Genomic DNA, 22,819 nt, shown 5'->3' with positions numbered 1-22,819 from the left:
ATTCTACGTTTGGCGCATATGCGCTTCTTCGCATGTGACGGTCGCGCCCGGGTGGGTCAGGGCGCGGGCGGCAGGGGCACTGCAGGCAGGTCGGCTCGGGCAGCGGCCTGGGGACGGAGGCGTCCGCCGGTGGCCGCGAACCAGCAGCCCGCGATGATCAGCGGGAATCCGATGAGCAGCCCCGGCGTCAGCGGCTCGGCGAGCACGATCGCACCGAGGATGATCGCCACGACCGGGTTCACGTAGGTGAACAGCGGCGCGCGGACGGGGCCGACCTCGCGGATGAGAGCGAAGAATGCCAGGAAGGCGACGGCGGTGCAGATGACGGCCAGCGCGAGGAGCGCGAAGATCGAGGGAAGCGTCGGCATCTGGTGCTGCGTGAGCAGCCCGATGGGCAGGTAGATCACGCCGATCATGAGCAACGACAGCGTGATGGTGCCGAGCGACGGGACGTCGTTCAGCTTTCGGGCGACGATGAAGGGGGCGATGGCATAGAGGATCGCGACCAGCAGCACCTCGCCGGCCGCGAGCAGACTGACCTCGCCTCCGAACAGTCCGGGCCCGGCGACGACGATCGCGACGCCGATGAATCCCACGAGAAGACCGATCCCCCGCGCCGGGCGCAGGACTCCCCGGTCTCCCCCGCCCAGTGCGATGAGCGCCGCGAACAGCGGCACGGTCGCGACGAGCAGACCCGTCATGCCCGAGGGCAGGGTCATCTCGGCGTGGCCGAGCAGCACGAACGGACCCGCCATCTCGACGAGGCCGAACGCGAGCACCCAGGGCCAGTGCTTCCACGCCGCTCTCAGCGCACCGCCGCGAAGCGCGAACGGGAGGAGGAGCAGCGCCGCGATGAGGGTGCGCCCGGCGACGATCGCGGGGGGCGACAGGGACTCGACCGCGATGCTGATGAACAGGTACGGCACGCCCCACAGCAGCGCCATGGCCCCGAAGAGCAGCCACCCGCGTCGCGAGAAGCCGCCCTGTGCGTTCACAGCACGCGCCGACCCTCGAATGCGCGCCCGAGGGTGACCTCGTCGGCGTATTCGAGGTCGCCACCGACCGGAAGGCCGGAGGCGAGGCGGGACACGGTGATCTGCATCGTGGTGAGCAGGCGGCTGAGGTAGCTCGCAGTCGCCTCGCCCTCGAGGTTGGGGTTCGTCGCGAGGATGACCTCCTGCACCGTGGCGTCGCCGAGACGCGACATCAGCTGGGCGATGCGCAGGTCGTCGGGGCCGATGCCGGCGATCGGGCTGATCGCGCCCCCGAGCACGTGGTACAGGCCACGGAACTCGCGGGTGCGTTCGATCGCGGCGACGTCCTTCGCGTCTTCGACCACGCAGATGACGGCCGGATTGCGTCGGGGGTCGCGGCAGATCGCACAGCGTTCCTGCTCTGCCACGTTGCCGCAGATCTCGCAGAAGCGCACCCGCAGCCGCACTTCCACGAGCAGCTCGGAGAGACGCGCGACGTCGAATGTCGGCGTCTGCAGGATGTGGAAAGCGATGCGCTGCGCGGACTTGGGGCCGATTCCGGGGAGCCGACCGAACTCGTCGATCAGCTCCTGGACGATGCCGTCATACATCAGGAGAACCTCGTCGGGGGCTCGTAGGGCTCTTCGCGAACGAACGTCGCGCCGAGCACCTGGCGGATCACGGCCTCGCCGTAGCGCTGGACTCCCCCGGCGGGGGCGCGCTCGGTGATCGCCGGGGCTGCGGCGGCCGAAGCCACTCTGCGCGCAGGGGATGCCTGTGCGGTCGTCGACCGCGCGGAGGGAGCGGTCGACGGCGAGCCTCCGGCGGGCGGCGCCGCCTGCGACATCGGCGCCGGCTCGTACGACGGGTCGTAGGGCGGCTCGTCGTCGAAGTACGGCGGCTCATCGTCGATGGGCGGAGGTGCGTCGTCTCGGATCTCCGGTGAGACGTCACTCGTCGCGCGGCTCGGAGGCGCCGCCGTCTGAGGCGCCGCCGTCTGAGGCGCCGCCGTCTGAGGCTCCGCTGCGGCAGAGGTGGCAGCAGGCACAGACGCCGCCGGCGGAGCGGTCACCGGAGCGGGCTCAGCGAGCTCGGATGCCGGGATCGACGCCACCGCCCACTCGGTGACGGGGGCCGAGGAACTCCCTGTCTGAGGAGCCGACGACCGAGCGGCCACGGTCTCCGTCTTCGGCGACTCACCACGCGGCTTCTCGGCGTGCGGGGTCTGCGATCGCGGTGACTGAGCTCGCGGTGACTCCGCTGACGCAGGCTCCGATGCGGGCGCGTCGTCGGTCGGGCGTGCCGATGAAGGCGTCGCGGGCTGGCGAGGCGCTCCCCCCGCTGGCATCGGAGCAGGGAGGTACTTGACGCGCACGCCGAGCTCCTGCTCGATGGCGCCGCGCAGATGGTCGGAGGGACCCGAACCCGGCGTCGTGCCCTTGAACTTGGCGACATCGTGCTGGCTGGTGAAGCCCAGAGTCAGCACCTCGGTGTCCGTGACGTATGCGAGCGGCTGGACGGCGGTGGCCAGCAGCCACGACGTGCGGCTGACGCTCTCGAGCCGCTTGAGGACGGCCGGCCAGGCGGCGGTGATCTGCTCGAAGGCGACCGGCCCGGAGGGCGCTGCGACCTCGGCGGCCGGTGCGGCGTCGACAGCCGGTGCAGCGCTCGACGTCGCATCGGCAGGGGTCGCTTCGGCCGTGTCGGACTCCCCGGTCTCCCCGCCGGCCGGTTCGGTCGTGGTCGCCGGCCGATCGGCCGCAGCCTGAGGAGCAGCGGCGGGAGCGGCGGGAGCAGCAGCTGCGGGAGCAGCCGACGAAGCAACGGGAGCGGCGGGAGCCGCCTGTGCAGGCGCGGACGCCCGCGGCGGGGCGGAGGCGGCAGCGGCCGGTGCGGACGGGACGGCGGCGACGGCATCCGCTCCCGCAGCGAGCACGCGAGCGACCATCAGCTCGAGGTGCAGTCGGGGCGAGGTGGCGCCCGACATGTCGTCGAGGGCGGCGCTGACGATGTCGGCCGTGCGCGAGAGTCGGGCCGACCCGAAGGAATCGGCCTGCGTGCGCATGCGCGCGAGCTCGTCGTCGGCGATTCCACGGAGCACCGACGACGCTCCCGCACCCACAGCCGCGATCACGATGAGGTCGCGCAGACGCTCGAGCAGATCGTCGACGAAGCGACGCGGGTCCTGGCCGGTCTGCACCACGCGGTCGATCGCCGGGAACGCCGCTGCGGCGTCGGCGCCGGCGAGCGCATCGACGATCTCGTCGAGCAGCGCGGCGTGCGTGTAGCCGAGGAGCGCCACGGCGCGCTCGTAGGCGACGGTCACGGTCTCGGAACCTGCGGGCGAGTCGGAACCGGCGATCAGCTGGTCGAGAAGAGACAGGGTGTCTCGCGGCGACCCTCCCCCGGCGCGGACCACCAGAGGAAGGACACCGCGCTCGGCGACCACGCCCTCTTCGCCGCACAGCTTCTCGACGTACTCGAGCATCGCCGCCGGGGGCACCAGTCGGAACGGGTAGTGGTGCGTGCGCGAGCGGATCGTGCCGAGCACCTTCTCGGGCTCGGTCGTCGCGAAGATGAACTTGACGTGCTCGGGCGGCTCTTCGACGAGCTTGAGGAGAGCATTGAACCCCTGCGGCGTCACCATGTGCGCCTCGTCGAGGATGAAGATCTTGTAGCGATCGCGGCTGGGGGCGAACGTCGCCCGCTCGCGCAGATCACGTGCGTCGTCGACGCCGTTGTGGCTGGCCGCGTCGATCTCGACGACGTCGAGCGAGCCACCGCCCGCCCGCGACAGCTCGACGCAGCTCGGGCACTTTCCGCAGGGCACGTCGGTCGGGCCCTCCGCGCAGTTCAGGCAGCGGGCGAGGATGCGCGCAGACGTCGTCTTTCCGCATCCACGGGGTCCGGAGAAGAGGTAGGCGTGGCCGACACGGTCGCCGCGGAGCGCAGTCATCAGCGGTTCGGTCACCTGGGACTGCCCGATCATCTCGCCGAACGACTCGGGGCGGTAGCGGCGGTAGAGGGCTGTGGTCACCAGAACAGCCTACGGCGTGCCACGGACGTTCAGGCAGACGAGCGCCGACGATCGCGCCCGGGATCCGCGACGCGCCGCTGAGACGGCCGAGGTTCGGCGAAGGCTCACGACGACGCGGCCTCGAAGACGCCGCCGACCACCTCGACGACCCCGCCCGTCGCGTCGACCAGCTCGCCGACCGCACTCACCAGATGCACGACGCCACCCACCGCTTCGATCACCTCGACCACGGCTCCCGCGACCTCCATCGCGCCCTCGATCCCCTCGGCGACCCGCAGGGCCTGCGACTCGGTCTGCAGCACAGCCGTCCATGACCGTTCCAGACCGAAGAGCACCGCATAGGGCAGCAGTCGCTCGTTCAGCAGGAACCTCCGCAGTCGTTCCGCCGACGCCGCCGACGAGACGTCCGCCCGCAGATCCGCCCCGTCCGTCGACTGCGAGAACCGCAGCGGCTCCGCCTCGGCGAGGGCGATGTACTCGCGCATCCCGGCGAGGTGCGCGCGCAGCGGCTGCGCCGCAGGGCGGAACCGGCGCCACGCCCGCGGAGCGACCACGATCGCCGCGACCGCCGCGACCAGGCCGACGACCAGCACGGCGTAGAGAGCCGCACCCGGCTCGCTCACCGACCAGGCGGCGATGAGCAGCAGAAGGCAGATGCCCCCCACCAGCACCGCGGCGACGCGGATCAGGAACGTGGCCCACCCGCGTCGACTCCGGTCGATGAGCCCCGCGGCCGCGAGCCGCTTCTCCGCCTCGTCGAGGACACCGCGCACCCGGCGGTGCAGAGCCCGGGCATCCGCACTGAACCGTCGCACCCGCCCCGGGGTGTGATCCGGCCCGAACAGCGCCTCGAGCACGCTGAGCTCCTCGGACGTGAACGTCGCACCGTCGACGACCTCCATGCCGACGGGTGCACGCCGGTGCGACCTGCCGGTCGTCGCCGCGTCGGCGTCGACCAGCAGCCGCACCTTGCGCTGCACGGCCAGATCGATCAGCGCGGCGGCTACGGCCTTCCGATCCGCGTTCAGCAGCAGCGCGTCGTGCAGCACGGTCGCACCCTCGGCCGGGCTGAACCGCGCACCGGGGGACGCGACGCGCTGCACCGAGCGCGCCCGCTCGACCACCGCGAGCACGAACAGGAGCAGCGCGGGCGCGAGTCCGAACAGCGCTGCGGTGATCAGCACCTCAGTCGATCGGCTCGATGATGGGGATGGCGGTCGTGATCACCGGGACGGATGCGGACAGCCGCGTGCCGTCCTCGCGCAGCGCGTCGGCGAACTGCCGCAGCGACGGGCGACCGGGGATGAGCGGTCCCTGATCCGCGAGTGGGACGACGACCTCCTGCTCGGTCGTGGCGATGTATGCCACATCGCGCACCGTGAACGGCACCGGGTCTCCGGAGAGCACTCGCACGCGCAGCTCACCCGTCGTGAGCGTGACCTGCAGAGAGGCCCCCTGCCACTGCAGCGGGTACGACAGCGACGGCCAGTCGGCGGGCAGCCGCGGGTCGAAGCTGAGCTCGCCGGCATAGTCGCGCATACCGCCGAAACCGCAGACGAGAGCGGTCCACACGCCTCCGGCCGACGCGACGTGCACACCGTCCGCCGCGTTGTGGTGCAGGTCGTGCAGGTCGACGAACAGTGACTGCCGGAAGTACTGCAGAGCGAGATCCTGGTAGCCCACCTCGGCGGCGAGGATCGACTGCACGACGGCCGACAGCGTCGAATCGCCCGTGGTCAGCGGGTCGTAGTAGTCGAAGTCGGCCTTCTTCTCCTCGGGCGTGAAGTGGTTGCCCTGCAGGAACAGCGCGAGCACGACATCCGCCTGCTTGAGCACCTGGAACCGGTAGATGACGAGCGGGTGGAAGTGCAGCAGCAGCGGTCGCTGCTCCTTCGGCGTGTGCGCCAGATCCCAGACCTCGCGCTCGAGGAACAGCGAGTCCTGCGGGTGGATGCCGAGCCGTTCGCTGAACGGGATGAACATCGCGTCGGCGGCGCGCTCCCAGCCTTCCGCCTCGCCCTCGGCGAGTCCGGTGCGCTCGACGACCCTGGCGAACTCCTCGCCGTTGGCCTCCTGCGCCTCACGAACGACCTTCGCCGCGTAGCGCAGGTTGTAGCGCGCCATGACGTTCGTGTAGAGGTTGTCGTTGACGACGGTGGTGTACTCGTCAGGACCTGTCACACCGTGGATGTGGAAGGTCTCGATGCCGTCGTCGTCCTTCGTGTCGGCGACGAGGCGCGAGGTGCGCCAGAACCCGAGTGTCGCCCACAGTCGCGCCGTCTCGATCGCGATGTCGATGCCCTCACGCCGCAGGAAGTCGTCGTCGCCCGTCGCGCGCACGTACTTGCCGAGCGCGAAGCTGACGTCGGCGTTGATGTGGTACTGCGCCGTGCCGGCCGCGTAATAGGCGGAGGCCTCTTCGCCGTTGATCGTGCGCCACGGGAACAGCGCGCCCGCCTCGTTGAGCTGCGCGGCCCGTCGGCGAGCCGCCGGAAGCATGAGCACTCGCGCCCGGAGCGCGTTGCGCGCCCACTGCGGCGACGTGTAGGTGAGGAACGGGAGAACGTAGATCTCGGTGTCCCAGAAGTAGTGTCCGCTGTATCCCGACCCCGAGACGCCCTTCGCGGGCACGCCGGTTCCGTCGGCGCGGGCCGAGGCCTGTGCGAGCTGCAGGAGGCACCAGCGGGTCGCCTGCTGGATGTCGTCCTGTCCGCCGATCTGCACGTCGCTGCGAGCCCAGAAGGCAGCGAGCCACTCGGCCTGTCGATCGAACTGCGCCTGGACGCCCTCGACCGCGACGCGGTCGAGGGATCGACGGCAGCGGTCGACGAGCTCACGGGCCGGCACACCGCGGGAGGTGTGGTAGCTGACGAGTTTGGTGACCGTGATGGGCACCCCGGCCTTCGCCTGCACCCGGAACACGTTCTTCGAGATGTCCGCCTCGATGAGAGTGCGCGAGGTGTAGTCGTTCTCGGTCTCGATGATGTGGTCGGCGACCACTGCGACCGTCATGCCTGATGCCGCGACGCTGTAGGACAGCGCGGAGCGCAGTCCGTCCTGCCAGTACTCGCCGGGCTCGAGCACGCGCTCGGCGATCTTCTCGGCCTTGCGCGGATCGAATCCGCCCTTGGCCTGGTTCGGGGTGCCCGCGTACACGCCGGCACCGTCCTGGCGGTTGATCATCTGGCAGCTGACGGTGACCGGGGCGTCGGCGTTCTCGACGACGACCTCGAGTCGCAGCACGGCGAGGTGGCGCTCCTCGAAGCTGACGATGCGCTCATCGCGCATCCGCACGCGCTTGCCCGACGGGGTCTCCCACACCACGGTGCGCTCGAGCACGCCGGTGCGCATGTCGAGCGTGCGGCGGTACTCGCGCACGTCCGCCTCGTCGAACGAGATCGGCTCGTCATCGACATAGACGCGCATGACCTTGGCGTCGGGGGCGTTGACGATCGTCTGCCCCACCTCGGCGAAGCCGTAGGCCTGCTCGGCGTGCCGGATCGGCCACGTCTCGTGCAGTCCGTTGATGAAGGTGCCGTGCTCGTGGGCGCCGCGCCCCTCGATGTGGTTGCCCCGGAGTCCGAGGTAGCCGTTGCCGACGGCGAACAGGGTCTCGGCGACGCCGTCTTCGGAATAACGCGTCTCGATGAGGCGCCAGGGGTCTACGGGGAAGCGGTCGCGGTCGATCATGCGGTCTCCTCGTTGTCGGAGCGGGGTGCCTGAGCGGCGGAGTCGGACGGCGCGGACTCGTCGGCCGCGGGGTCGAGGAACACGTCGAGATCGTCGACGACGACCGTCGCGCCGGCGGCGCGCAGCGCGTCGGCCCCGGTGCCGCGGTCGACGCCGACGACGGTGGCGAATCCGGCTGCGGCGGCAGAGGCCGCGCCCGAGGTCGCGTCCTCGACGGCGATGCTGCGGGCCGGGTCGACGCCCAGCGCCACCGCGCCGGCGCTGAACATGTCGGCGGCGGGCTTGGAGGCGAGGTTCTCGCGCTCTGCGACGACACCGTCGACCACGATGCGGAAGAACGAGCGGATGCCGGCGGCAGCCAGCACCTCTTCGGCGTTCTTGGAGCTCGAGACGACACCGAGCGGGATGCCGGCGGCGGAGAGCTTCTCGACGAGTGCGAGCGATCCGGGGAACGGGGCGATGCCCTCGCCACGCAGGGACTCGGCGAACGCGGCGTTCTTGCGGTTGCCGATGCCGCAGATCGTCTCGGCCTCGGGCGGGTCGTCGACCGCACCCCAGGGGATCTCGACGTTGCGGCTGCGCAGCAGACTGGCCACGCCGTCATAGCGCTTCTTGCCGTCGACGTAGTCGAAGTAGTCGGCATCCGAATACGGAGGAGTGATGCCCCAGCGCTCGAACACGTCGTCGAAGACGACCTTCCACGCGCGCATGTGCACTTCGGCGGTCGGCGTCAGCACGCCGTCGAGATCGAACAGGACGCCTTCGGCGCGGAGCGGATCGGGCAGGGCTTCGGGCACAGCAGCCTCCAGGAGAAGGACGAGGGTTCCGGCACCTCTCCGTGCCACTGTGCAAGCGTAGTGCGGCTCGGCACCGAGCGGTAACCCCCGAGGGCGTATCGGTCAGAGCAGACGGAACGTCTGCCGGGCGATCTCGAGCTCTTCGTTCGTGGGCACCACGAGCACAGCGACTCTGGACGCGTCCGTCGAGATCCGCCGGACTCCGCGCTGGCGGGCGGCATTGCGCCCGTGATCGATCTCCACGCCGGCGAATCCGAGCGTCGCCATCGCTTCCGCGCGCACGGCCGCTGCGTTCTCGCCGACCCCCGCGGTGAAGGAGATCACGTCGACTCCGCCGAGCTGCGCGATGTACGACCCCGCATACGCCCTGAGCCGGTGGATGTAGACGTCGAACGCGAGCGTCGCCGCCGCATCTCCCGCTTCCCTGCCCGCGAGGATGTCGCGCATGTCGCTGCGCCCTGCGAGGCCTTTGAGCCCACTGCGCGTGTTGAGGAGCGCGTCGAGATCGTCGATCGAGTACCCGGCTCGACGCGAGAGGTGCACGAGCGCCGCAGGATCGAGATCCCCGGACCGGGTCCCCATGACGAGCCCCTCGAGCGGAGTGAGCCCCATCGAGGTCTCCACCGATCGGCCGCCCTCGATCGCGGTCACCGAGGCGCCGTTGCCGAGATGGAAGACGAGCTGGCGGAGTGTGCCGAGGTCGCGCCCGAGGAACGCGGCGGCCGACTCGCTCACGAACTGGTGGCTGGTGCCGTGGAATCCGTATCGGCGCACCCGGTGCTCCGCGGCGAGCTCTGCGTCGATCGCATAGGTGTAGGCGGCCGGAGGCAGTGTCTGATGGAACGCCGTGTCGAACACGGCGACGTGCGGGACGCCGGAGAACACCGCCCTCGCCGCGACGATCCCGGCGAGGTTCGCGGGGTTGTGCAGGGGGGCGAGCACCGAGAGCTCCTCGATCTGCTCCTCGACGTTCGGTGTGACGAGGGTGGGTGCGTAGAACCGTGCCCCGCCGTGCACCACCCGGTGTCCGACGGCGACGGGCGGATGCTCGTCGAGCAGCGGACCGTGCTCGGCGAACTGGTCGAGCATCACCGTGAACGCGGCATCGTGATCGGCTACGGGCTGCTCGGAGTCGTACGAGGCATCGAGCATCGTGACGACGGCATCCCCTCCGGCCTCCGGACGCACCGTGTGGCGGACGGCACTGAGGTCCTGTCCGATCCGGTCGATGAGTCCCGTCGCGAGCTCGTTCTCGTTCTCGATGTCGATCAGGCTGTACTTGAGCGACGAGGAACCGCTGTTGATGACGAGGATCGCGCTCATGCGGTCGCTCCTTCGGACTGCGCCTGGATCGCCGTGATCGCGACGGTGTTGACGATGTCGTCGACCAGCGCACCGCGCGAGAGGTCGTTGATCGGCTTGTTGAGACCCTGCAGCACGGGGCCGATCGCGACGGCACCCGCCGATCGCTGCACCGCCTTGTACGTGTTGTTGCCGGTGTTCAGGTCGGGGAAGACGAAGACGGTCGCCCGCCCTGCCACCGCCGAGTCGGGGAGCTTCGCCTTCGCCACCGCTGCGTCGGCCGCGGCGTCGTACTGGATCGGGCCTTCGACGAGCAGCTCGGGTGCACGCTCGTGCACGAGTGCGGTCGCGGCTCTGACCTTGTCGACGTCGGCACCCGAGCCGGACTCCCCCGTCGAGTACGACAGCATCGCGATGCGCGGCTCGATGCCGAACTGCTGTGCGGTCGCTGCCGACGAGATCGCGATGTCGGCCAGCTGCTCGCTCGTCGGATCCGGGATCACCGCGCAGTCGCCGTAGACGAGCACCCGGTCGGCGAGCGCCATGAGGAAGACGCTCGACACGACGGTGACGCCCGGCTTGGTCTTGATGATCTCGAACGACGGGCGGATCGTGTGCGCCGTCGTGTGCGCGGCACCCGAGACCATGCCGTCCGCGAGGCCCAGGTGGACCATCATCGTGCCGAAGTACGACACGTCGGTGACCGTGTCGGCGGCCTGGGCCAGCGTGATGCCCTTGTGCGCCCGCAGCCGCGCGTACTCGGCCGCGAAGCGCTCGACCATCTCGGGATCGTTCGGGCTGATCACCTGGGCCGCCGAGATGTCGACGCCCAGCTCGACCGCCCGAGCCCTGACCGCCGACTCGTCGCCGAGGATCGTGAGATCCGCGACCTCCCGGGCCAACAGGGTCGCCGCCGCTCGGAGGATGCGGTCGTCATCGCCCTCCGGCAGCACGATGCGTCGACGGTCGGAGCGTGCTCTCTCGATGAGGCCGTACTCGAACATCAGCGGAGTGACGACGCGCGACTCCGCGAGACCGAGCTGAGTGGTGAGCTCGGCGATGTCGACGTGGGTCTGGAAGAGCCCCAGCGCCCGGTCGTAGCGGCCCCGCGACTCGGGCGAGATGCGGCCACGGGCCCCCATCACGCGCACCGCGGTGTCGTAGGTGCCGAGGTCGGTCGCGATGATCGGCACGGTCGAGGTGAAGCCGTCGAGCAGCTGGACGATCGGCTCGGGAAGCGGGAAGGGGCCGTTCAGGATGATGCCGGCGACTCGGGGGAACGTGCCGGACGCATCCGCGAGCAGCGTCGCGAGCAGCACCTCGGTGCGGTCGGCGGGGATCACCACGACCGACTCCTCCGTGAGCCGGGGAAGCACGTTCACCATCGACATGCCCGCGACGACGATCGTCAGCGCCTCGCGTGCGAGACGGTCGCGGTCACCCTTGATGAGCCGGCCGTCGACCGCGGCGAGGATGCCGTCGATCGACGGTGCCACCAGGGTGCGGTCCTCGGGGATCGCCCACACCGGCGTGGTCTTCTGCGGGCGCACCGCCGCGACGGCCTGTTCGATGTCGTCGAGCCGATCGGGGTCGGCCCGGTTCACGATGATCGCGAACAGCTCCGCACGCTCGACCTCGAGTTCGGCGAGCGCGAGCGCCCCGATCTGTCCGACCGCGGCGGGAGTGCGGGCGGTGGTCGTGCCCAGCTGCTCGGCCTGCCGCTGCTGATCGCGACCGCTGAGCACGAGCAGCACGGGCGCCGCCAGGTTCGCGGCGATCCGGGCGTTGTACCCCAGCTCTGCGGGGCTGGCGACATCGGTGTAGTCGCTGCCGATGATGACGACCGCGTCGCACTGGGCTTCGACCGCCTTGAACCGGGCGACGATGGTCGACAGCGCCCGGTCGGGGTCGTCTCGCACATCGTCGTAGGTCACGCCGATGCAGTCCTCGTAGTCGAGGTGCACCCCGTCGTGTGCGAGCAGCAGCTCGAGCACGTCGTCGCGCTCGGTCACCGACCGGGCGATCGGGCGGAAGACGCCGACCCGCGGGGTGACGCGCATGAGCGCGTCGAGCACGCCGAGGGCGATGGTCGACTTACCGGTATGGCCTTCGGCCGAGGTGATGTAGATGCTCTGCGCCACAGTCCCACCCTAGGTGCACGACCTCATGATCTCGCTGGGTTGACAGCCGTGCGAAACAGCTCAGCAGGGCGTCGAGAGCGCATCGACCACGGCTGCGGCGTCCGAGGCGTAGCGCGTGTAATAGGTGGGGTCGAGGTTGATCTGCACCCGGTGGATCGCGAGCGACGGATCCATCGACTGCCAGTCGGGGACCCTCGCGAGGCGCTCGTAGAACAGCGTCGCGGCGGTCGCCGGGTCCATGCGCTGCTCGGCCGAACCCCACCAGTGCTGCTGTTGGAAGAGTCCGATGCTCGTCGTCCGGCTGCCGTCGGGGTTCGTGAACCCGCTCGTCTCCCAGTCGCCGTAGTCGATGTTGTTCAGGCTGCTCTCGCCCATCGCCGTCATGACGCCCAGGATCTGCCCGTCTCGACCGAAGCCGAGCGCGGTCGCCGTCTGCATGATGGTCGCGGCGTTCTCGAGCTGCTCCCCCTGCCAGCCCGCGACACCCGCCTCCGGGAACGTGGTCGGATCGGAGATGCAGATCGCCAGCGGCTTCTCGTGGGCGAGTCCCAGCGGGATCAGCACCGCGGCGAGCGCGACCACGATCACCGCCGCCGCAGAGAGTGCGACGCGTCGCAGCACCTTCGCCCGCCGCATCCGCCGCTGCGCTCGACGTCGCGGCGACGCGCGGTGCGTGCGTGCGCGCTGCCGACTCGCCGTCTTGCCGTCAGTCGCCTTGCGGGCGCCTGCCTTCCTGCGAGCCGCCGTCTTCCTCGTCGACGGCGTCTTCCTCGTGGTCGCGCCCCGAGAGCTCATACGCTGCGGGTCTCGCGTCCGCCTCTGCCGACGAACGCGGCGAGGCCGCCCCCGATCGCACCGAACAGATGCGCCTGCCACGAGATGCCCTCGCGAACGCCGACGACGCCGGCGAGCATCGAGCCGCCGTAGAGTCCGATCACGATGAGCGCGACGATCGCATAGAGCACGCGATGAGCGACTCGTCCCGGCGCGAAGACCCGCATCACGGTGTATCCGAAGTATCCGAAGACGAGTCCTGATGCCCCGACGGTCAATGCTCCTGGCGCGTTCACGAGCCAGGTGCCGAGGCCGCCGACCACGGCGGCGAATGCGGTGACGGTCCAGAACCTGCGGGTGCCCTCGACAGCGACGAGGCTGCCGAGCACGAGAAGCGGCACGGTGTTGCCGATCAGGTGCGCCCAATCCGCGTGCAGGAGAGGCCCGACCACGATGCCCCCGAGCCCCGAGAGGTCCCAGGACCGAAGACCGAAGCCCGTGAAGGACCCGGGGAGGATCGCGTCGACGAGCTGCACGAGCCACATCAGGGCGACGAGCAGCAGAGGCGCCGCGAAACGGCCGAGAGCGCTGGAGCGCGGGGAGTCGGCGGTGCGGGTCACGTCGGGCCTTGTCACGTCACGATCCTGTCAGGACTGCCCCGGAGGACCCTGACAAAAAGAAAGTGACCCTCCGCGCACCCAGCAGAGCCCGGTTACCCTTGCTGCGTTTCCGCCCTGGGGGAATTGGCCTGGATGCCGCCACGCGGAGAGCCGTCGACAAGTCTAGCCGATGTCTGCCCCTGCTCTTTGACAGACTGGGCAGGTCATGGATCCCGTCGCCGCCCCTCCCCTCTCGACGTGGCATTTTCCGGGCACGCTGCGCACCTACCAGGCCGAGGTCCTCGACCGGATCCCTCCGGGAGGCGCAGCCCCGCTGCACATCGTCGCCCCGCCAGGCTCCGGGAAGACGCTGCTGGGCCTGCTGCTCGCCGCACGCGAAGGCCACCGCACTCTCGTGCTGTCGCCGACGGTGACCATCCGCCATCAGTGGGTGCGCACCGCGTCGGAGCTGGCGCCGGACGCGGCGGCCGTCTCGGATGATCCCGAGCGTCTCGGCGATCTGACGGTGCTCACGTATCAGCTGCTCAGCGTGACGGGAGACGGCTCACCCTTCGACGACCTCGCCAGGGCGATCTGGACGGAGGAACTCGTCGCGAGCGGCCGCACCGAGGCGGATGCCGCGACGTGGCTCGCCGAGCTGGCGGTCGACAACCCCGCCCGCCACCGCTCCGGCATCCGCAGTCGTGCGCGCCGACTGCGTTCGCGTTTCACCCGCCAGCGCCCTTCGGAGCTCGCTCGCGTGCTGCACCCGAACGCCGTCGCGCTCATCGACCGACTCGTCGAGGCGGGGGTGCGCACGGTCGTGCTCGACGAGTGCCATCATCTGCTCGACCACTGGGCGATCGTGGTGGCCTATCTGGTCGCCCGCATCCGAGAGAGCGGCGCGGAGCCGACGCTGATCGGCCTCACCGCGACCCTGCCGTCGCCCGACGACGAGACCGAGTACGAGAACTACAGCCACCTGCTCGGCGAGGTCGACTACGAGGTGCCGACACCGGCGGTGGTCAAGGAGGGCCACCTGGCTCCGTATCGCGATCACGTGATGTTCACCGAGCCCCTGCCCGCAGAGGCCGCGTTCATCCGACGGCACGAATCGCTGCTGCACGACCTGATCACGCAGGTGCTGTCGACCCCCGACGCGCTGTCGTACCTCGAGCATCACCTCCAACCCGCAGAGCCGCAGGACGCCTCTCTCGCCGAGACCCCGCTCGCCCGCCTCGACCGGGCCTTCGCGACGGACTTCGCCCTCACCCGGTCATGCGCTCTCGTGCTGCGCGAGGTCTCTCCGCAGCATCCGCTCATCGCCTCCATCCCGCCGGCCCTGCTCGACCGATGCACGACCGACGACCTGCTGACGGTCCTGGCACGGTTCGCCCAGGCACGGCTGCTCTCGGATCCCTCTGCCGTGCGCCAGTGGGAGTACGTGCGGCGCTCGCTCGCGGACTTCGGGTACGCGCTGACCGACCGGGGTATCCGACGCGGCCGGAACCCGATCGAGACCACTCTGGCGTTCTCCGCCGCGAAGGACCACGCGGCCGTCGAGATCCTCCAGCGAGAACTCGCCGGCGCCGACGGCCATCGGATCCGCGCGGTCGTCGTGACCGATTTCGTCGAGCACGGCAACAGCCGCGGTCTGGCCGGTGACGCACCCGCCGGGGCGCTCCGCACGTTCGGCCTCCTCGCCGTCGACGCTGTCACCTCCCGACTGCGCCCCGTGCTGCTGACCTCGCAGCACCTGCGTGTCCGCGCCGACGACGCCGCCGACATCGCGGTCGCGCTCGAAGAACTGCTCGGCGAGCCGGTCGGCATCGCGGAGGGCACCGGTCCCGTGCGCGACCTGCAGGTGCGCGCCGCCGGAAGCGGACGAGTCGTCGCGGCCGTGTCCGAGCTGATCCGCCGAGGCGATGTGCGCCTGCTCGTCGGCACCCGGGGGCTGCTCGGCGAAGGCTGGGACTGCCCGTCGGTGAACACCCTCGTCGATCTCACGACCGTGGCCACCTCATCCGGCACCCAGCAGCTGCGGGGGCGCACCCTGAGGCTCGATCCGGCATGGCCCGAGAAGGTCGCGCACAACTGGTCGGTCGTCTGCCTGATCCCGTCGCACGTCGACCTCGACGATGCGTCCGAGTCCCTGCGACTCCGTCGTCGGCATTCGCATCTGTGGGGGCTGAGCGCCGAGGGCGACGGCCGCATCGTCAGCGGACTGGGTCATGCACTCACCCCACCCGCCGTCGAGGCGTGGACTCGTGTGCTCGACAAGGACCCGTCGACGACGATCGCGGATCTCGGCGCCCTCGCGCGCGCGCAGTGGCCCTCTCGGAGTCGGACGAGGGAGGAGTGGCGGATCGGCGAGCCGTACCGTGCCCACGAACGGGAGACGGTGTCGATCCGTCGGACGACCCGCGCCCCACTGCTTCGCGCCGCGCAGACGGCGAGGGCGGGAGCGGTCGGCGGCTTCCTCGCCGGCGCCGCGACGACAGGCGTGCTCGTCACCCTGCTCGCGCTCTTCGGGGTCTCCTTCGCCCCTGCCTTCGGGGTCGCGCTCGCGCTGATCGGGGGCGCTGTCGCTGCGACCGCATCCGCTGTGCGCATGCTCGTCCGCTCTCTGCGCGATCGCTCGAGGCCGGCCGAGATCTACCGAGCCGCGGCGGTCGCCGTCGCCCGCACGCTGGAGGAGGCAGGACGCGTCGGGCGGATCGACGAGTCAGCGATCACTGCGCGGCCGGACGACGCCGACCCCACCTGCATCCGCATCGAGCTCGGCGGCTCCGTCTCGGACGCACGCGTGATCGCCGATGCCGTCGAGGAGCTCTTCGCACCGGTGCGCACACCCCGGTTCCTGCTGCGCATCGACGCGGCCGGGCTGCCGCGGGTCCGGGTGCTCGAACGCCTCGCCGACCGCCTCTCCCCCGGACGCACGCTTCTCGCAGTGCCTCGCCTGATCGCCCGGCGGCGCGGAGACGCCGAGCGCTTCTGCGACCATTGGCGGGCCCTGATCGGCACGTGCTCACTGCACGAGCTGAGCGGGGTGCAGGGACTCGCTCTGCTGCGTGTCGCGCGCAGCGCCGACAGCCGGGTGGACCCCGCAGAACCCCGGGCTCGTGTCTGGGGCTGATGCCCGACGCCGGTTCTCACCCCAACCGTAGGCAGCCGGGTTACGATCGGTTCACGCGCACCGCAGCGCCCACGCGAGAGGGAACGCATGCCAGAGAACCCGCCCCTGATCCCGGCCGTCGTCGACGCCGAGCAGTTCGCCGCGCAGACGTCTGCCATCGTCGAGTCCGTCGGACGGGTGATCGACGGCAAGCCGGATGCCGTGCGGAGCGCGCTCGTGTGCCTGCTCGCCGAGGGACACCTGCTGATCGAGGACGTGCCAGGCGTCGGCAAGACGATGCTGGCACGCGCGCTGGCCGCGAGCGTGGATGCGACCGTCCGCCGCATCCAGTTCACTCCCGACCTCCTCCCCGGCGATGTGACGGGCGTGAGCGTCTACAACCCCGTCGATCGCGAGTTCGAGTTCAAACGCGGCGCCGTGTTCGCGCACATCGTGATCGCCGACGAGATCAACCGCTCGTCGCCCAAGACGCAGTCGGCGCTGCTCGAGGCCATGGAGGAGGGGCAGGTGACGGTCGACGGGTCGACCCACATGCTGCCCGATCCGTTCCTGGTCGTCGCGACCCAGAATCCGCTCGAGATGGAGGGGACCTATGCGCTGCCCGAAGCACAGCGCGACCGCTTCATGATGCGCATCTCGATGGGCTACCCGGATGCGGCGGCCGAGGCGCTCATGCTGCGACAGCGAGACACCGTGAACCCGCTCGCCGCGGTGCGAGCGGTCGCCGACGCGGCGTCGATCTCGGGACTGATCGCCTGGGCGCGCTCCGTGCATGTCGCGCCGGCGCTCGAGGAGTACACGGTCGCTCTGGCGCAGGCCACCCGAGCCGACCCCAATCTGCACCTGGGTGCGAGCCCGAGGGCGACTCTTCAGCTGATCCGCGCCGCGAAGGTGTGGGCGGCACTCGACGGACGCGACTTCGTGATCCCGGACGACGTGACCGCGCTGATCGTCCCGGTCTTCGCCCACCGACTCCTTCCCGCCCGCGGCGCGCACCGCGCCGGAGCCCAGCCGGTCGAGGCGGCCCTGCGGCAGATCGTCGAGCGCGTGCGGGTGCCCGTGACCGCGCGCTCCTGACCCGCCGCTCGCCATGCCTCGCCGTCGAACCCTCACCCTGCGGGGAACGGGTGCGCTCCTCTCCGGTCTCGGCTGCCTGATCGCGGCGAACATGCTGGGCGCGCCGATCCTCCTCTACATCGGCATCCTCCTTCTCGTGCTCACCGTCTTCTCGGTTCTCGTCGTGCGGCTGCCGCGGCGCACGGGCACCGTCACGCGGCAGGTCTCGACCGACCTGCTGACCGTGTCGGAGACCTCGCGAGTGACCCTGCGCTTCACCCTGCGGGCCCTGCGCGTTCCCCGCGGCCTCTGGCGCGACGTGCTACCGCCCGCGGTGAGCGGCGACTCGGCGGGCGAGTACCCGTCCGAGACCGGCCAGCTGACCTATCTGATCACCGGCGTCCGTCGCGGCGTGTGGCCGATCGGCCCACTGGTGGTGCGCACCGTCGACCCGTTCGGTCTCGCGCAGCGCGAGCAGGCGTTCGGCGAGACGCGCACGGTCACCGTCGTCCCTGAGGTGTTCACGCTCGCGCCGCTGACCGTCAAGGTCGGGGCCGCCGGCGGGACCGCGCACACGTCCTCGAGTCGGCTCGGGCAGGGCAGCGACAATCTCTCGCCGCGCCGCTACATCCCGGGCGACTCGATGCGCCGCATCCATTGGCGGGCGACCGCGCATCGCGGACAGCTGATGGTGCGGCAGGAAGAGGAGGAGTCCAGCCCCGACGCTCTCGTGATCCTCGACCGCAGCGCCGCACGCTGGGCGCGCCCGGGTGATGCCGAGGACCCCGCTTTCGAGACCGCGGTGTCGATGTGCGCCTCCGTCGCCGTGCACCTCGTGCAGGAGGGATACGGCGTCGATGTGATCGACAGCGGCGGGACTCTGCTGGGCACGCTGCGCGGCCACGAAGACGATCGGGACGGCCTTCTCGTCGCCCTCGCGCTGGTCGGCCCGCGCGGCGAGCCCCGCGACCTCCCGACTCTGGTCGGTGGCACACCTCCGGGTCCGCTCGTCTACATCACAGGCGAGATCGACGACGAGGATGCCGCCCTGCTGCGCCCGTCCGGAGCGGCAGCGCCGATGCTGTTCGCGACCGCACCGGGCGCCGGCGTCGTCGCGGCGGCCGAGCGGAACGGCTGGCGCTTCGCGAGACTCGGCGACGACATCGCAGAGGCGTGGGAGGACGTGCTGCCCGACCGCATCGGCGGCACCGCGGACCACCGGGGAGCGACCGATGTCCCGAGCTGAACGACAGGCCGAACGCGGATCCCGCCTGTCGTGGCACCGCGAGCACGAGCTGCCCGTCGGCACCGTCCTGCCGTCGGTGCTGGCTGCGGCGGCCGGGCTCGTCGCGATGTGGCCGTTCACCTCGGTCATCGAACCCGGCAGCTGGTCGTTCGCGGTCCTCGCCGTGATCGTCGTCACGGCGCTCACGGGCATGACGTGTCGCACGCTGATGCGCGGCCGTCCGGCCTGGGCACGCGACCTCGTCACGATCGCCGTCCAGATCCTGGTGGTGATGGGCACCGTCATCCTGCTCGTCGCGGGCGACACCGCGGTGTTCGGCGTCGTGCCCACCGAAGCGACGTTCTACACCTTCCAGGCTCTCGCCGCCGCCGCCTGGGAGGAGATCGCTTTCGGTTCGGCCCCGCTCGCCGCATCACCGGGGCTTCAGGCGGTGATGGGCCTGGGGTTCGGCGTCGTCGCCATCCTGCTCGACCAGCTCGTCGCCCAGCGCGGCGCGATCCTCGCCAGCCTCCTCACCGCCGTCGTCGGATCCATGCCGATGATCGCCACTCTCGGGGGTGTGAACGTCGTCTGGTTCGTGCTGCTCGGCATCCTGATCCTCGTGCTACTGCGGTACACGGCGGCGCAGAATCCCGATTCGCCGCGGCGGACATCCGTGGCGGTCGCCGCTGGCGTCGGCGTCGCTGCGCTCGCGGCGACGGTGATCGTCGCACCGGTGCTGCCGGTCTCGGCCACTCTCACGGGTACAGGTACGGGGGTCACCGTCGATGCGTCGCTACGCCTCGGCGATGACCTGCGACAGCCGAACCCTGTCGAGGTGCTCACGTTGGCGACGACGGCGGACACCGCGCCCTACCTGCGACTCACGACGCTGTCGTCGTTCGACGGGCGCGTGTGGGAGCCCGATCGCGGTGACCTGCAGGCGCAGAGCGAGGGATTCGGCCCCGACGAGTGGGCGGACGACATCGAGACGACCGACCAGAACACCTCCATCCGCGTGATCCGGATGTCGAGTTCATGGCTCCCCGTGCCGTACCCCGCGACCGGCGTGCAGGGACTTTCCGCCGCCTGGCGGGTGAGCCCCGAGAACCGCACTCTCGCGTCTCGCAACGGGGATGCCGTCGGCAACGACTACACGGTGCGGTCGCTCGAGGTCTCACCGACTCTCGAGCAGATCCGCGCGCTTCCCGCCGCTTCGCCGATCGTCGACCCCGATGCCGAGCCGGTCGACCTGCCGGACGTGATCGGCGAGACGGCGGCCGAGGTAACGGCGGACGCCACGAACGACTACGACCGCTTGGTCGCGCTCCAGTCGTGGTTCCGGAGCCAGTTCGCCTACTCTCTCGAGACCCCTGTCGATGAGGGCTTCGACGGCACCGGAGCCGATGCGGTCGCCGAGTTCCTCGAGGTGCGGTCGGGATACTGCATCCACTTCGCCGGGGCGTTCGCGCTCATGGCGGAGAGCCTCGACATGGAGGTGCGCATCGTCGTCGGGTACCTCCCCGGGGCGCTGACCGAGACGACGCGCGGCGATGAGGCGGTGTACTCGGTCTCGAGCGACCAGTTGCACTCATGGCCCGAGGTCCTCTTCCCCGGCGTGGGCTGGGTCCCGTTCGAACCGACGGCGTCTCTCGGGGTTCCGACGGCCTTCAGCGCCGCGGCGACGACGGGCGGGGGGACGGGCGGCGCCGCGACGCCCGCTCCGACGGCGGCTCCCAGCACCGAGCAGACCTCGGGACCGGAGCTCGAGCGTGAGGATGCCGGCGACAACGCCGGCGCGACCGGGGAGCGTCGTCAGCTCGACCCCACTCCCGTCGTGCTGACGACGCTCGGGGTGCTGGTGGTGCTGCTGATTCCCGCATTCGCTCGTCTCGCGCTGCGGTTCGCGCGACGCGGGCGCGCGCGGGACGGTGACGCCGGAGCCGCGTGGGCCGAGCTGCGGGCGACCATGCAGGATCTGCGCGTACCCCTGTCGGACGCCGAGACCCCTCGCATGCGCGGCGATGACCTCGTGAGAGACAGCGGCGTGAATGCCGACGCCATCAGAGTGCTCGTCGCCGCAGTCGAGCAGGCGAGCTATGCGCGCCCCTCGGCGAGCGCGGCCCGAGATCTCGACGCCGCTCTGATCGATGTGACGGCTCAACTGCGCCGCAGCGTCGATCGCTGGACGAGGGTCCACGCGTTCCTGCTGCCGCGATCGCTCTTCGTCAGCCGCCGCACCGACGTGCCGCTGCTCGTCTGAGTAGTACCGCGACTGCCGAAGGTGGTGGCGAGGGGATCAGGCGGCGTGCAGCTCGCAGCGCACCGAGTCGCAGGATTCGCAGACGACGAACTGGGTGCGGCAGGCGGGGTCCGGGCAGTTCGCGGTGCGCTTGGTCGGCACACCGCAGCCGACGCACTCGCCGATGACGGCCGCGTGGTCGGAGAAGTCGACGGAGCCACGCTTGTCGAACACGTAGAGTGACCCCTCCCAGAGGCCCTCGTCACCGTACTGCTCGCCATAGCGGACGATGCCGCCCTCGAGTTGGTACACCTCGCCGAACCCGCGGGCTGTCATCAGGCTCGAGAGCACCTCGCAGCGGATGCCGCCCGTGCAGTAGGTGACGACCGGCTTGCCTTTGAGGTCGTCGTAGGCACCCGAGTCGAGCAGCTGCACGAAGTCGCGAGTCGTCTCGGTGTCGGGAACGACAGCTCCCCGGAAGCGGCCGATCTGCGCCTCGAGCGCGTTGCGTCCGTCGAAGAACACGACCTCGTCGCCTCGCTCCCCCATCAGCTCGTGCAGCTCTTCCGGTGTGAGCCGAGTGCCGCCGCCGATGACGCCGTTCTCATCGACCCGCAATTCGCCCGGCGCTCCGAATGACACGATCTCGTCGCGCACCTTGACGCTGAGCTTCGGAAAGTCGACGCTGCGACCATCGGCGTCGACGCCGGTGCCTTCGCTCCACTTGATGTCGGCGTTCTTGAAGGGCGCATAGGCCCGGAATGACCGCGCCCATTTCTTCAGCGCCAGAAGGTCACCGCCCAACGTGCCGTTGACTCCGTCCTTCGAGATGAGGAGCCGTCCGCGCAGCCCGAGCGCTTCGCCGAGGTCGCGCTGCCACACCCGGATCGCATCCGGATCGGCGAGCGGGGTGAAGACGTAGAAGAGGACGATCTTGGGGGTTGCCACCCAGAGATCCTACGTCGCACGAGCGGGAGCCCGACGCCGCAGCGGCACCCGAGTGCCGAGAAGCCGCCCGACGTGACGATGCACCGCGGGCACGAGTCCGACGTGCTCTCCGGCGTCCGCACGCGTGAGCAGCTTCGTCATCACGTACAGCTGAGAGACGATGCCGCTCTCGGTCTCGAGGTCCCGACGGAATCGCCGCGCGATCTGATCTGCCACGTGCGGAACGGCCAGGGAGTGTCCGAGCAGGAACGCCGGGTCATAGCCGCGCGGCGCCAGACCCCAGGACTCCCAGTCGGCGATCGCGAACGGCTCCCGGTGAAGGTTGTTCCAGTGCAGGTCGCCGTGGCTCGCCACCCAGTCGTCCTGGTCGACGTCGAGGTCGATGCCGAAGAACACGCCGATCCTGCGGCGCATGATCTCGGAATCGAGCACGGTGCGCTCCGTCGGCGTCGCCGCGACGGCGTCGAGGTTGCGTTCGAGCGCGGTCCACCACGTCTCGTCCAGCCCGGGCGTCCGCTCGAGCACGGATGTCGGAGCGCACACCCGACCGGGAAGCAGGCTCATGAGGTCGGCCCGATACACCAGCGGTCCTTCCTCCCACGCCCGCGCGTCGATCAGTCGGGGCTTCTCGACCCCGGTGATGGTCATCGCGTCCTGGTTGCCGACCCACCACGAGCTCCTCGCCCACTCGCTTCGAGCCCAGACGACTCGCAACCAGTATGAGGAGCCGGCCCGTTCGACGGCTGAGCCGATCGACCGGTCGCGCCATCCGAAGCGGGAACGGCCGATCGCATCGAGGCCGAGGTCTGCGAGAGCGCGGGAGTGTGCCAGGCGCAACGCGGTGCGCACAGGAGTGCTGGCCACGGTGGGCAAAGGGTCTGTCGCCATGAACGTCCTT

Annotated in this window: 16 protein-coding genes and 1 other RNA gene; 4 read left to right on the top strand and 13 right to left on the bottom strand. The window is 70.3% G+C overall.

What is annotated here, in order from left to right; genetic code table 11:
• Window positions 1–56: 56 nt before the first annotated feature.
• From ASE34_RS14980 to ffs, 11 genes are all read right to left on the bottom strand, one after another.
• The gene (locus ASE34_RS14980; RefSeq protein WP_082586678.1) at window positions 57–995 is read right to left on the bottom strand and encodes a DMT family transporter; all 939 of its coding nucleotides are present in this window, start codon (window positions 993–995) and stop codon (window positions 57–59) included.
• Window positions 992–1,585 (bottom strand): recombination mediator RecR, encoded by a 594-nt coding sequence (gene recR / locus ASE34_RS14975; protein ID WP_053097391.1) that lies wholly within the window; start codon window positions 1,583–1,585, stop codon window positions 992–994. The genes ASE34_RS14980 and recR overlap by 4 nt, the downstream gene beginning before the upstream one ends.
• Complete coding sequence (locus ASE34_RS14970; RefSeq protein WP_200955183.1) at window positions 1,585–4,011, bottom strand: DNA polymerase III subunit gamma and tau; 2,427 nt, start codon at window positions 4,009–4,011, stop codon at window positions 1,585–1,587. The genes recR and ASE34_RS14970 overlap by 1 nt, the downstream gene beginning before the upstream one ends.
• 104 nt (window positions 4,012–4,115) lie before the next feature.
• Window positions 4,116–5,195: a DUF2207 family protein gene (locus ASE34_RS14965; protein WP_056279835.1), complete on the bottom strand. Its 1,080-nt coding sequence runs from the start codon at window positions 5,193–5,195 to the stop codon at window positions 4,116–4,118.
• 1 nt (window position 5,196) lies between these two features.
• The gene (locus tag ASE34_RS14960) at window positions 5,197–7,701 is read right to left on the bottom strand and encodes a glycoside hydrolase family 65 protein (RefSeq protein ID WP_056279834.1); all 2,505 of its coding nucleotides are present in this window, start codon (window positions 7,699–7,701) and stop codon (window positions 5,197–5,199) included.
• The gene (locus ASE34_RS14955) at window positions 7,698–8,546 is read right to left on the bottom strand and encodes an HAD-IA family hydrolase (protein WP_400341846.1); all 849 of its coding nucleotides are present in this window, start codon (window positions 8,544–8,546) and stop codon (window positions 7,698–7,700) included. Before ASE34_RS14955 ends, ASE34_RS14960 begins: the two co-directional genes overlap by 4 nt.
• A gap of 54 nt (window positions 8,547–8,600) precedes the next feature.
• The gene (locus tag ASE34_RS14950) at window positions 8,601–9,821 is read right to left on the bottom strand and encodes an acetate/propionate family kinase (RefSeq protein ID WP_056279831.1); all 1,221 of its coding nucleotides are present in this window, start codon (window positions 9,819–9,821) and stop codon (window positions 8,601–8,603) included.
• Window positions 9,818–11,941, bottom strand: a complete 2,124-nt coding sequence (gene pta / locus ASE34_RS14945) for a phosphate acetyltransferase (RefSeq protein ID WP_056279828.1) — start codon at window positions 11,939–11,941, stop codon at window positions 9,818–9,820. The genes ASE34_RS14950 and pta overlap by 4 nt, the downstream gene beginning before the upstream one ends.
• A 60-nt stretch (window positions 11,942–12,001) precedes the next feature.
• A complete protein-coding gene (locus ASE34_RS14940) occupies window positions 12,002–12,736 on the bottom strand; it encodes a hypothetical protein (RefSeq protein WP_056279826.1) in 735 nt (244 codons plus the stop codon).
• On the bottom strand, window positions 12,733–13,350 hold the full coding sequence (locus ASE34_RS14935; protein ID WP_230100382.1) for a rhomboid family intramembrane serine protease: 618 nt from the start codon (window positions 13,348–13,350) through the stop codon (window positions 12,733–12,735). The genes ASE34_RS14940 and ASE34_RS14935 overlap by 4 nt, the downstream gene beginning before the upstream one ends.
• Before the next feature lie 43 nt (window positions 13,351–13,393).
• Window positions 13,394–13,490, bottom strand: an RNA gene (ffs, locus tag ASE34_RS17670) — signal recognition particle sRNA small type.
• A gap of 50 nt (window positions 13,491–13,540) precedes the next feature.
• Between ffs and ASE34_RS14930 the strand changes: the two genes are divergently transcribed.
• The 4 genes from ASE34_RS14930 to ASE34_RS14915 all read left to right on the top strand — a co-directional run bounded on the left by ASE34_RS14930 (window position 13,541) and on the right by ASE34_RS14915 (window position 20,994).
• Window positions 13,541–16,450 (top strand): DEAD/DEAH box helicase family protein, encoded by a 2,910-nt coding sequence (locus ASE34_RS14930; RefSeq protein WP_056279822.1) that lies wholly within the window; start codon window positions 13,541–13,543, stop codon window positions 16,448–16,450.
• A gap of 87 nt (window positions 16,451–16,537) precedes the next feature.
• The gene (locus ASE34_RS14925) at window positions 16,538–17,527 is read left to right on the top strand and encodes an AAA family ATPase (RefSeq protein ID WP_056279820.1); all 990 of its coding nucleotides are present in this window, start codon (window positions 16,538–16,540) and stop codon (window positions 17,525–17,527) included.
• Window positions 17,528–17,540: 13 nt separating this feature from the next.
• Window positions 17,541–18,752 (top strand): DUF58 domain-containing protein, encoded by a 1,212-nt coding sequence (locus ASE34_RS14920; RefSeq protein WP_056279818.1) that lies wholly within the window; start codon window positions 17,541–17,543, stop codon window positions 18,750–18,752.
• Window positions 18,739–20,994: a transglutaminaseTgpA domain-containing protein gene (locus ASE34_RS14915; RefSeq protein WP_056279816.1), complete on the top strand. Its 2,256-nt coding sequence runs from the start codon at window positions 18,739–18,741 to the stop codon at window positions 20,992–20,994. Before ASE34_RS14920 ends, ASE34_RS14915 begins: the two co-directional genes overlap by 14 nt.
• Window positions 20,995–21,030: 36 nt before the next feature.
• On the opposite strand, the gene ASE34_RS14910 is transcribed toward ASE34_RS14915, so the two are convergent.
• Together ASE34_RS14910 and ASE34_RS14905 are read right to left on the bottom strand one after the other, a co-directional pair.
• A complete protein-coding gene (locus tag ASE34_RS14910) occupies window positions 21,031–21,921 on the bottom strand; it encodes a rhodanese-related sulfurtransferase (RefSeq protein WP_056279814.1) in 891 nt (296 codons plus the stop codon).
• A 9-nt stretch (window positions 21,922–21,930) separates the two neighbouring features.
• Entirely contained in the window at window positions 21,931–22,809 is an 879-nt protein-coding gene (locus ASE34_RS14905) for an aminoglycoside phosphotransferase (protein WP_157538284.1), read from the bottom strand.
• Window positions 22,810–22,819: the final 10 nt, after the last annotated feature.

The sequence above is a fragment of the Microbacterium sp. Root280D1 genome (genome assembly GCF_001428975.1).
Taxonomy (GTDB): domain Bacteria; phylum Actinomycetota; class Actinomycetes; order Actinomycetales; family Microbacteriaceae; genus Microbacterium.
Note: the sequence above shows the minus strand (reverse complement) of the source record. Positions and strands in the feature narration are given on the sequence as shown.

Excerpts from the sequence above, each read along its gene's own strand:
- recR (WP_053097391.1), bottom strand. The coding sequence starts at position 1,585 with ATGTATGACGGCATCGTCCAGGAGCTGATCGACGAGTTCGGTCGGCTC.
- ASE34_RS14960 (WP_056279834.1), bottom strand. The coding sequence starts at position 7,701 with ATGATCGACCGCGACCGCTTCCCCGTAGACCCCTGGCGCCTCATCGAG.
- ASE34_RS14950 (WP_056279831.1), bottom strand. The coding sequence starts at position 9,821 with ATGAGCGCGATCCTCGTCATCAACAGCGGTTCCTCGTCGCTCAAGTAC.
- ASE34_RS14940 (WP_056279826.1), bottom strand. The coding sequence starts at position 12,736 with ATGAGCTCTCGGGGCGCGACCACGAGGAAGACGCCGTCGACGAGGAAG.
- ASE34_RS14930 (WP_056279822.1), top strand. The coding sequence starts at position 13,541 with ATGGATCCCGTCGCCGCCCCTCCCCTCTCGACGTGGCATTTTCCGGGC.
- ASE34_RS14925 (WP_056279820.1), top strand. The coding sequence starts at position 16,538 with ATGCCAGAGAACCCGCCCCTGATCCCGGCCGTCGTCGACGCCGAGCAG.
- ASE34_RS14920 (WP_056279818.1), top strand. The coding sequence starts at position 17,541 with ATGCCTCGCCGTCGAACCCTCACCCTGCGGGGAACGGGTGCGCTCCTC.
- ASE34_RS14915 (WP_056279816.1), top strand. The coding sequence starts at position 18,739 with ATGTCCCGAGCTGAACGACAGGCCGAACGCGGATCCCGCCTGTCGTGG.
- ASE34_RS14905 (WP_157538284.1), bottom strand. The coding sequence starts at position 22,809 with ATGGCGACAGACCCTTTGCCCACCGTGGCCAGCACTCCTGTGCGCACC.